The organism is Exiguobacterium sp. s143 (assembly GCF_018618895.1).
Lineage (GTDB): Bacteria > Bacillota > Bacilli > Exiguobacteriales > Exiguobacteriaceae > Exiguobacterium_A > Exiguobacterium_A abrahamii.
On the sequence record NZ_JACSMX010000005.1, the window covers coordinates 215,054 to 223,999 of the forward strand.

General features: G+C 50.4%; 9 protein-coding genes, 1 rRNA gene and 1 riboswitch. All 10 genes read right to left on the reverse strand.

The features are described 5' to 3' along the window. The gene (purF, locus tag KNQ03_RS15165; protein WP_035398966.1) at positions 1-1,410 is read right to left on the reverse strand and encodes an amidophosphoribosyltransferase; all 1,410 of its coding nucleotides are present in this window, start codon (positions 1,408-1,410) and stop codon (positions 1-3) included. After that, a complete protein-coding gene (gene purL / locus KNQ03_RS15170) occupies positions 1,386-3,605 on the reverse strand; it encodes a phosphoribosylformylglycinamidine synthase subunit PurL (RefSeq protein ID WP_214725377.1) in 2,220 nt (739 codons plus the stop codon). Before purL ends, purF begins: the two co-directional genes overlap by 25 nt. Next, a complete protein-coding gene (gene purQ / locus KNQ03_RS15175; RefSeq protein WP_050678983.1) occupies positions 3,586-4,269 on the reverse strand; it encodes a phosphoribosylformylglycinamidine synthase subunit PurQ in 684 nt (227 codons plus the stop codon). The genes purL and purQ overlap by 20 nt, the downstream gene beginning before the upstream one ends. Continuing rightward, positions 4,266-4,514, reverse strand: coding sequence for a phosphoribosylformylglycinamidine synthase subunit PurS (gene purS / locus KNQ03_RS15180; protein ID WP_023467069.1), 249 nt, complete (start codon positions 4,512-4,514; stop codon positions 4,266-4,268). Before purS ends, purQ begins: the two co-directional genes overlap by 4 nt. Further along, positions 4,511-5,218 carry a phosphoribosylaminoimidazolesuccinocarboxamide synthase gene (gene purC, locus KNQ03_RS15185; protein WP_058704942.1) on the reverse strand — a complete coding sequence of 236 codons (708 nt, stop codon included), beginning with the start codon at positions 5,216-5,218 and terminating at the stop codon, positions 4,511-4,513. The genes purS and purC overlap by 4 nt, the downstream gene beginning before the upstream one ends. Before the next feature lie 59 nt (positions 5,219-5,277). Then, entirely contained in the window at positions 5,278-6,573 is a 1,296-nt protein-coding gene (gene purB / locus KNQ03_RS15190) for an adenylosuccinate lyase (RefSeq protein WP_214725379.1), read from the reverse strand. Continuing rightward, entirely contained in the window at positions 6,570-7,673 is a 1,104-nt protein-coding gene (gene purK, locus KNQ03_RS15195; RefSeq protein ID WP_050678981.1) for a 5-(carboxyamino)imidazole ribonucleotide synthase, read from the reverse strand. Before purK ends, purB begins: the two co-directional genes overlap by 4 nt. Continuing rightward, the gene (purE, locus tag KNQ03_RS15200) at positions 7,670-8,161 is read right to left on the reverse strand and encodes a 5-(carboxyamino)imidazole ribonucleotide mutase (protein WP_050678980.1); all 492 of its coding nucleotides are present in this window, start codon (positions 8,159-8,161) and stop codon (positions 7,670-7,672) included. Before purE ends, purK begins: the two co-directional genes overlap by 4 nt. A gap of 89 nt (positions 8,162-8,250) precedes the next feature. Continuing rightward, a riboswitch (purine riboswitch) is annotated at positions 8,251-8,352 on the reverse strand. 209 nt (positions 8,353-8,561) lie between these two features. Then, positions 8,562-8,759 carry an NETI motif-containing protein gene (locus KNQ03_RS15205; protein WP_023467064.1) on the reverse strand — a complete coding sequence of 66 codons (198 nt, stop codon included), beginning with the start codon at positions 8,757-8,759 and terminating at the stop codon, positions 8,562-8,564. A 99-nt stretch (positions 8,760-8,858) separates the two neighbouring features. Next, positions 8,859-8,946, reverse strand: a 5S ribosomal RNA gene (gene rrf / locus KNQ03_RS15210); the annotation flags it as partial.

Below are 8,946 nucleotides of genomic sequence, written 5' to 3' on the forward strand. Positions count from 1 at the left end.
TCAAAGTTTAGCTTCTAACTCGAGCGAACCGAGCGGTGTCGGATACTCTCCTGTGAAGCAAGCGGTACATTGTCCTTTTAACGGTCCATCGAACGGGCGATCGATGGCATCGACCATGCCCGGTACAGTCAAGAATTCAAGTGAATCCGCACCGATTTCCTGACGGATTTCTTCCGGCATCAACCGAGCAGAGATCAGTTCTTCCTTCGATGAAGTATCAATCCCGTAATAACATGGATTCGTAATTGGTGGTGCCGTGATGCGGACGTGCACTTCCGTCGCACCGGCTTCACGTAATAAACCGACGATCCGGCGACTCGTCGTTCCCCGGACGATTGAATCATCGACCATGATGACACGCTTTCCTTGCACGACGCCACGTAGCGCGGACAACTTCATTTTGACCCCACGTTCCCGTAACTCTTGTGACGGCTGGATGAACGTCCGTCCGACATACCGGTTCTTGATCAATCCCATTTCATATGGAATCCCACTCGCTTCCGCGTAACCGATCGCTGCCGAAATACTTGAATCCGGCACTCCGGTAACGACGTCTGCTTCGACCGGTGCTTCTTCATACATCTTTTTCCCGAGTGCTTTGCGGGCCGTATGGACGTTGACGCCATCAATGATTGAATCCGGACGTGAGAAGTAGATGTATTCCATCGAACACATCGCCCGTTCACGTGGTTCCATGTATTGACGAGACGACATACCGTGTTCTGTGATCGTTACGAGCTCCCCTGGCTCGATATCACGAATGAACTCCGCGCCGACGATATCAAAGGCACATGTCTCTGATGCGAATACGATGCCGCCGTCCGGTGTCTTTCCGAGTGACAATGGACGCAGTCCGTGTGGATCGACCGCTACGAATAACGTGTCTTCCGTTAAGAAAAGAAAAGCGAACGCCCCGACAAGACGCGCGAGACTGTCAGCAATCCGGTCTTCGAGTGTGTCGAGCTTACTGCGTTTGACGAGATGGGCGACGACTTCCGTATCACTCGTCGTCTGAAAGATGGCACCTTCTGCTTCTAACAGGTGCTTCAGTGAATCGGCGTTGACGAGGTTTCCGTTATGTGCGAGGGCGAGATCTCCCGTCCGCGATTTGAAATGCAGCGGTTGAGTATTCTCAAGCGTGTTTCCACCTGCTGTCGAATACCGGACATGTCCGATCGCGTGATGTCCTTTCAGATTCGTCAGTGTCTCTTCCGAAAAGACTTCCGTTACGAGTCCTTGCCCGCGGTGCGGGAAGAGGTCGTCACCGTCACTCGTGACGATGCCTGCCCCTTCCTGTCCCCGGTGTTGCAAACTGTGCAAGCCGTAATAGGCGAGTTGCGCTGCATTCGGTTGTCCGAAGATCCCGAAGACGCCACACTCCTCATTTAGTCCTTTGATGTCATATAACACGCGATTGCTCCTTCCCAGTCTTCCTGTAAGGTCGAACGGTCTGCTTCGATCCGTGTCTCTACCGTTTCGATGACGAGAAGCTCATCGTTCGTGACGACACCGATCGCTTGAGCACCAGTCCGTTGTTCGAATGCTGTGACGTGCGCTTGTGGCACAGTGACGATGAAGCGTGATTGCGATTCGCTGAACAGGTGTAAGGTTGGTCCGTTGAACTGAACCGTCAACCCGAGATCCGTTCCAAACGTCATCTCAGCGAGAGCGATTGCAAGACCACCTTCTGATACATCATGCATCGCATTGACTTCACCTGCTTGTACTGCCTGCTGTAACAATTGTAAGCGTGCGTGTTCGACGGCTAAATCAATCTGTGGTGCGCGACCGAATGATTTACCGAATTGCATATATTGAAGCTCACTGCCACCAAACTCGTCTGTTGTTTCTCCTAATAGATAGATCTGGTCACCAGCTTGTTTGACGTGTTGCGTTGTGATCCATTCGGTTTGCTCGTGTAAGCCAACCATTCCGACGACCGGTGTCGGGTGAACCGCTTGACCGGCTGACTCGTTGTAGAGTGAGACGTTTCCACCGATGACAGGTGTCTCAAGGACACGACATGCTTCGGCCATACCGGCTGTTGCTTGCTGCAACTGCCAGAAGCCTTCTGGTTTATCCGGATTTCCGAAGTTCAGGCAATCCGTGATGGCGAGTGGTGTCGCCCCACTCGCGACGATATTACGGGCTGCTTCTGCAACCGCAATCTGTCCACCGACATATGGATCCAAGTAGACGAAGCGGCTGTTACAGTCGGTCGTCATCGCGAGCGCTTTGTTCGTGCCGCGGACACGAATGACGGCTGCGTCTGATCCTGGTGCGACGACGGTCGATGTCTGGACCATATGATCGTACTGATCGTAGACCCAACGTTTTGAAGCGATCGTCGGCTGACGTAGTAGCGCCCGCCATGTCTCAACGACGTCTTCAACGACTGGAAGCGTCTCTTCCATCGCTTGGAATTCTTCATAATACGCAGGGACGCGAGATGGTTTTTCATAGACTGGTGCTTCTTCCGCTAACGCGTCGACCGGAACTTCTGCGACGATATCCCCGTGATGGATCAAACGTAAGACTTTCTCTTCAATGACTTCTCCAACGTGAACGGCATGGAGTCCCCATTTGCTGACGATTGCTTCGATCTCTGCTTCGCGACCACGCTTGACGACGAGTAACATCCGCTCCTGTGATTCCGAGAGCATCATTTCGTAGGCAGTCATCCCTGTTTCTCGTTGCGGAACGTCATCGAGGTGCATCTCGATGCCCATACCGGCTTTTGAAGCCATCTCTGCTGAAGACGATGTCAGTCCAGCAGCACCCATGTCCTGCATTCCGACCAGTGCCGGGTGCCCGACGATTTCAAGACAAGCTTCAATCAATAGCTTCTCCATGAATGGATCACCGACTTGAACAGCCGGACGTTTTGCTTCCGTATCCTCTCCGAGATCCTCCGAGGCAAACGTCGCACCATGAATTCCGTCGCGTCCAGTAGCTGCACCGACGTACATGACTGAGTTGCCGACACCTTTTGCCTGACCTTTTTGAATATCCGCATGGTTGATTAAACCGATACACATCGCGTTGACGAGTGGATTGCCTTCATACGAGCGATCAAATCCGATTTCGCCACCGATCGTTGGGATCCCGACACAGTTGCCATAACCCGCGATCCCAGCGACGACTTGTTCGAACAGTTGATTGACACGTGGTGTACCGAGATGACCGAAACGGAGCGAGTTCATGAGTGCGACCGGTCGTGCGCCCATCGAGAAGATGTCACGAATGATTCCGCCGACGCCTGTCGCAGCCCCTTGATACGGTTCAACAGCGGATGGATGGTTGTGGCTTTCGATCTTAAAGACGACTGCCTGCTCATCGCCGATATCAACGACACCTGCACCTTCCCCTGGTCCTTGTAAGACACGTGGTCCAGTCGTCGGGAATTGACGGAGGACGGGTTTAGATGTCTTGTATGAACAATGCTCGGACCACATGACTGAGAACAATCCTGTTTCCGTATAATTCGGTTGGCGTCCGAGTAAATCGACAACCATCTGGTATTCTGTATCACTCAAGCCCATCGTGGCATAGACGCGTTGCTCTTGAATCAATTCTGGTGTTGGTTCAGACTGTTGTTTTAGCATGGTGTGCCCCCTGTTTGACGAGTGAAGTAAAGAGTTTTAGTCCATCTGTTCCGCCGGTCAAGAGTTCGACCGCTCGTTCCGGGTGTGGCATCATCCCAAGAACGTTGCCGGCTTTGTTCGTGATTCCGGCGATATCGCCGCGCGAGCCGTTCGGATTGTCGACATATGTGAAGGCGATTTGTCCGTTCGTTTGTAGCATCGCGTAAGTCGCATCGTCGCAGTAGTAGTTTCCTTCACCATGCGCGATCGGAATCGAAATCGTCTCGCCTGGCAGGTAATCCGATGTAAAACGTGTCTTTGTATTCTCAACCTTTAGTTCAACCGTCCGGCACATGAACTTCAAGCCGTTGTTTCGGTGCAAGACACCTGGTAAGAGTCCCGCTTCGACAAGGATCTGGAATCCGTTACATACCCCGAGGACCGTTTTCCCTTCTGCCGCAAAACGTTTGACTTCTTCCATGATCGGTGAGAAGCGCGCGATCGCGCCGCAACGAAGGTAATCACCGTAGGAGAATCCGCCCGGTAACAGGACACCGTCGTAGCCTTCAAGTGATGTTTCGGTATGGAAGACGTATTCCGCTTCTTCTCCGAGAGCATCCTTGACCGCATGGTACATATCTAAATCACAGTTCGATCCCGGAAAGACGATGACCGCGAACTTCATGCTGGCGTCACCTCTTCGATCGTAATCTGGTAATCTTCCATCACCGTGTTGACGAGTAGTTTTTGACACATCTCATGAATCATCGCTTCTGTCGTTTCCGTCTCAACGAGCAGTTCAATCTGTTTTCCGATTCGGACACTCTCGACACCCGTAAAACCAAGCTGTTGCAATCCGCCTTTTACAGCAACTCCTTGTGGATCTAAAATGCTTTCCCGTAATGCGATCGATACGATGACTTTTTTCATTGTGTGTTTCCCCCTAGGCGATTGAATAGTGTTTGGTAAGTCTCTGTCAGTGAACCGATATTGCGACGGAAGACATCTTTATCGAGATGTTCTCCTGTCGCCTGATCCCACAAGCGACATGTATCAGGTGAAATCTCATCTGCTAGTAGAATCGTTCCGTCTGCCGTCTTGCCGTACTCCAATTTAAAATCAATCAACGTGATTCCGTTTTGACGGAAGTAAGGTTGCAAGACTTCATTCACGCGAAGTGCCTTGTCCGACAACTGTTTCAACTCTTCAGAAGTCGCAATCTTCAGTAAATTGATGTGTGATGAGGTGACGAGTGGATCGCCTAACGTATCATCTTTATAGTAGAACTCAACGATTGGTGTTTCGAGCACCGTACCTTCTTCGATACCGAGCCGTTTACTCAAGCTTCCCGCGACGACGTTTCTGACGACGACTTCGAGTGGAATGATGGTGACACGACGTACGAGCTGTTCGCGCTCCGAGACACGTTCAATGAAATGTGTCGGAATGCCCGCTTGTTCGAGGATTTCAAAGAAATGACTCGTCAATCGGTTGTTTAATTCGCCTTTTCCAGCAAAGACTTCTTTTTTCTCGCCGTTGAATGCCGTGGCTTCGTCTTTATAGACGATCCGGAGCACATCCTGCTCCTGCGTCGTGTACAATCGTTTTGCTTTTCCTTCATAAAGTGGTTGCATCGCTTTCGTCCCCCATGATCCTAAGATGTAGACGGGGCAGGTGCCCCGTCTCAGGTTGATTAGTTCAAGCCACACCGTTCAAAGATTTCATCGACGCGACTCGTATGGTACGTCGGATCGAAACACGCATCAAGCTCTTCTTCTGTGAAAAGCTGTTGAATCTCTTCTTCTTGCCACAATAAGTCACGGAACATGATTTGTTCTTCCCACGCCTGCATCGCACGCGGCTGAACGAAATCATAGGCGGCTTCACGTGACCAGCCTTTTTCGATTAAAGCGAGTAAGACGTGTCCCGAGAAGATGACTCCGAACGTCCGGTCCATGTTCCGCTTCATGTTTTCCGGGAAGACCGTCAAGTTCTTCACGATGTTTCCGAAACGGTTCAACATATAGTTGAGTAGTCCTGTCGCATCCGGAAGAATGATGCGTTCGGCCGAAGAATGCGAGATATCCCGTTCGTGCCAGAGTGAGACGTTCTCGTACGCTGTCACCATGTGTCCACGGATGACTCGGGCAAGACCTGTCATGTTCTCTGATCCGATCGGATTCCGCTTGTGCGGCATCGCCGATGATCCTTTTTGACCTTTAGCGAAGAATTCTTCGACTTCACGTGTTTCCGTCTTTTGCAGACCCCGGATTTCCGTTGCCATCTTTTCGATCGATGTCGCGATTAGAGCAAGCGTCGACATGTAGTGTGCATGACGATCACGTTGTAACGTTTGCGTTGAGACCGGAGCGGGCTTTGTCCCTAACTTTTCGCAGACATACTTTTCAATGAACGGATCGATGTTCGCGAATGTTCCGACGGCACCCGACATCTTGCCGTATTCGACCGTCTCACGCGCTGCTTCGAAACGAACTTTATTCCGCTTCATCTCTTCATACCAAAGCGCTAGTTTCAGACCGAACGTCGTCGGTTCTGCATGTACGCCATGTGTGCGTCCCATCATGACCGTATATTTATGTTCGTTCGCTTTGATTTTTAAGATTTCGATGAACCGATCAAGATCTGCAGCAAGAATGTCGTTTGCTTGCTTCAACAAATACGAGAGTGCTGTATCGACGACGTCCGTTGACGTGAGTCCGTAATGCACCCACTTGCGTTCTTCTCCGAGTGTTTCAGAGACGGCACGCGTAAAGGCGATGACATCATGACGTGTCTCTTGTTCGATCTCAAGGATGCGGTTGACATCAAATGAGGCATTGTCCCAAAGCAACTGGACGTCCTCTTTCGGGATGACACCTAGTTCACTCCATGCTTCACATGCAAGAATCTCGACTTTTAACCAAGCCTCGAATTTGTTTTGTTCGGTCCAGATTGCTTTCATCTCAGGACGTGTATACCGTTCGATCATTGAACTGTCTCCTTCCATATCGACAGGCGTTCGACTTCTGCCAAAGCATCGTCGACCGTATCCGCAAGAATGTTCAAATGTCCCATCTTACGACCTGTCTTGGCTTCTGCTTTTCCATATAAGTGAACTTTCGTCCGAGCGTTTAGTCTCGGCAGTTCCTCGTATAATGCTGTGACATGCTGACCCAGGATGTTCGCCATGACGACCGGTGTCGTCAGACGGGTATCACCGAGTGGGAGACCACTGATGGCACGGATATGTTGCTCGAATTGGGATGTTTCGCAAGCATCAATCGAATAGTGACCCGAATTGTGTGGTCGGGGTGCTAGTTCATTGACGATTAGTCGAGAACCAACGACAAACAACTCGATGGCGAGTGTACCGATCAACCCGACGGCATCCGCGATCGATTCAGCGAGCGCAATTGCTTCTTGTTCGAGTGATTCGGAAATGCGTGCCGGTACGATCGATAGATGCAAAATGTTCTCTTGATGAATGTTCTCACTGACCGGGAAAACACGAGTCTCTGTTGCGCTTCGAGTGACGATGACGGAAATTTCCTGATCAAACGGTAACCATTGTTCTGCGACATACTCAGTCGGTTCGAATTGTTTGATTGCCGCTTGGAACTGTTCTTCCGTCCGAATGACGGTCTGTCCTTTTCCGTCGTATCCGAATCGTGCTGTCTTCAAGACGAACGGTAAGCCGAGTCGCTGTTTTGCTTCCTCTAAGTCAGAAGGATGCGTCACCGGATGGTACGGAGCGACAGAGTGCCCAATGCGTTCAATCATCTCTTTTTCCCGTACACGATGTTGCGTTTGAAAAAGAAGATCCGTTCCGTGAATCAGTTTCGTCCCGATCGCTTCAGCGACTTCCGTCGAGATGTTCTCGAATTCGTAGGTGACGACATCTGATTCAGCTGCGAGCTGTTTCGCTGCCTCGACATCCGTAAAGGGAGCTTTAATATGTTGATCCGCCACTTGCGCACATGGTGCGTTGTCCGTTGGATCGAGTGTCAGAATCTCAAAGCCCATCTCACGGGCGGACAGTGCCATCATCCGACCAAGTTGACCGCCACCTAGTATCCCGATTCGTTTCATAACAGGTTTCCTCCAGATGCAATGACGTCTCCTTCTAGTTCGACTCGCATATGATCGAGCTTGCGGGCAAGTCGTTCATCTTGAATCGAAAGAATTTGAGCAGCTAGCAATCCGGCGTTTTTTGCGCCTGCTTCTCCGATGGCAACCGTTGCGACCGGTACACCACCTGGCATTTGAACGATCGAGAGCAAGGAATCAATTCCTTGGAGCGCTCTACTTTTCACAGGAACACCGACGACGGGTAATGTCGTTTTAGCGGCTACCATGCCCGGTAGATGAGCAGCACCGCCTGCACCGGCAATGATGACCTTCAGTCCTCGTTCACGTGCTGATTCAGCATAACGAAACATTAGATCCGGTGTCCGGTGTGCGGAAACGACTTTCTTTTCGTAAGGAATCTCAAGTTGCTCCAACACATCACATGTATGTTTCATCGTTTCCCAATCCGATTGACTTCCCATGATGACGCCGACTTCTGCATTTCCCATCGCTGTTTCCTCCTTTGTGCATAAAAAAAGCCCAAACCACGGCTAAAAGGGTGGCTTAGGGTATAAAAAGGTACGCCAAAGAAATATCGACGAACATCCATATACCCCATAGTCCAACGATTTAGGGTCGTTGGGTAGAAACTTGCAAGCCATATCCCTGCTATTATACGAGGTGTTTATATTCAATCATCCTGTCACGACTTCATCTTAACAAGTCCATCCCAAGGCGTCAACCAAAGGCGAACAATTTAATTGTCTGAAAATTTATCGTTCGGTTTTAAAAGTAGTTTTTCTGATTTCATCTAGTGTCCATTCGGAGTTTATTTTCTTGAAAGGCATCACATGGAATCAAGCACTAAAAAAAGCACCCTCCACATGATTCGGAGGATGCTCTAGGCAGTTATTCGTTCTCTTTCACTTTGCAATCGAAGACGATTTGCTGACGAATTGGATACGGTTCGCCATTAGCGTCTAATCCAAAGATCGGTTCTTCTCGTCGGACCGTCGGGCGGTATCCCATGGCATCGATACGATCCAAACAGGCACCAATCGTCTCGTTCTCTTCGACGGCTACGCGTAGTTTCGTTTTTTTCGCCATATCCCTGTTCAGTCCCTTCATTAAAATGGATACATGTCTTTCTACAAAAAGACACAAAAAAGCGGCGGCCCTTGAGCGTATGCTCCAGAACCACCGTTTGCCTGGCAACGTCCTATCCTCACAGGGGGAAGCCCCCAACTACTTTCGGCGTTCAAGTGCTTAACTTCCGTGTTCGGCATGGGAACGG